This is a genomic window from Streptomyces sp. NPDC002130, assembly GCF_040296465.1.
Classification (GTDB): domain Bacteria; phylum Actinomycetota; class Actinomycetes; order Streptomycetales; family Streptomycetaceae; genus Streptomyces.
Map to the genome: position 1 here is coordinate 1 of NZ_JBEOXI010000970.1, position 1,265 is coordinate 1,265.

A 1,265-nucleotide genomic window follows, 5' to 3' on the forward strand; every position below is an offset into this window, starting at 1 on the left:
AGTTCGCGGACCGAACTTGGGTTTGACGGCTTGGCCGCTGACCTGCAGAAGCCTCACGGCGCGGTATCGATGCGGTTGAAGGGGCGCGAGGTACTCCACCATCTCGGCGTCGTCTATCGGTTCACCCAGCAGTGACCACCCGACGACGGCAGCGAGGTGGTAGTCGCCGACCGAGAGTGCATCGGAATCGCCGAAGGCGCGCTGAGCCACTTCGGCGGCAGTCCAGATTCCGACGCCGGGCACCGCTCGCAATCGTTTGGTCGCTTCGGCCCGGGGGAACGTGGATGCCTGCTCGAGGCGGTCGGCGACGCGAGCACACTGAACGATCGTCTTGGACCTCGCGGGATCGACGTTCGCGCGATGGAACTCCCATGACGGCATTCGACGCCATTGGTCCGCGGTGAGTGGAACTCGCATTCCGTCGGGTGCCGGGCCGGGCGGGCGCTCACCGAACTTGGTCAGCAGGCGGCGCCACGCGGCAAACGCGTCGATGCCGTGGACGCGTTGCTCGAGGATCGCGGGAACGAGAGCTTCCATGACGCGGCCGGTGCGGCCGATGCGCAGATGCGGGAAGCGTCGATGAGCTTCGGCGAGCTTGGGATGTTCGGGGGCGAAATCTTTGGCTTCGTCGTCGAGACCGAGCAACGCTTCGGCGCCGATCAGTAATTCCGTGGCGCCGGGACCCCACGCCTGCACCCGCACCGAGTGGCGATCCGACTGAGTGATGCGGTAGGTCACAGGACCCGAAAGTTGGCGGGAAACTCGCCAGATCGCTCCGTCGGCGGACCGCCGATGTGCGGGGTCGCCGGGTCCGCGCTGATGCGGGCTGAGCGTCAGCGCGGCATCGAGTGGTCGCTGAGAAGTCACCGTGACTTCGTCGACCGGAGATAGCGGCGTCATCGAGGTCAGCGTATCGCCACCGTCCATCCTCCGTTAAGGCGTGTGTCGGTGGCGCAACGTATTGTCCGAGCCATGATCATCGTGAGCACCGACGGATCCTGTCTGCGAAACCCCGGCGGGGCTATCGGCTGGGCGTGGGTCAATCACGAGGGTCCGAGCATGTCCGGCGGAGAAGCGTCCGGCACCAACCAGATTGCCGAGTTGCGTGCTCTGTTCGAGGCCGTCGTAGCCCATCCCGGCGCGGATCCTCTGCTCATCGAATCCGACTCGCAGTACGCCATCAAGTGCGCTTCCGAATGGTTGCCCAGCTGGAAGCGCAAGGGCTGGAAGACCGCGAGCGGCGGGGCGGTCAAGAACCTCGAATT

General features: G+C 65.5%; 2 protein-coding genes. One reads left to right on the plus strand and one right to left on the minus strand.

The genetic code is table 11. The features are described 5' to 3' along the window. The coding region (locus ABT116_RS47500) for a DNA-3-methyladenine glycosylase family protein (RefSeq protein ID WP_351647630.1) at positions 1-927 on the minus strand (927 nt) is incomplete at its 3' end. Positions 928-972: 45 nt separating this feature from the next. On the opposite strand from ABT116_RS47500, the gene ABT116_RS47505 reads away from it, so the two are divergent. Beyond that, positions 973-1,265, plus strand: a 293-nt coding sequence (locus ABT116_RS47505; protein WP_351647632.1) for an RNase H family protein, incomplete at its 3' end; no start/stop codon positions are given.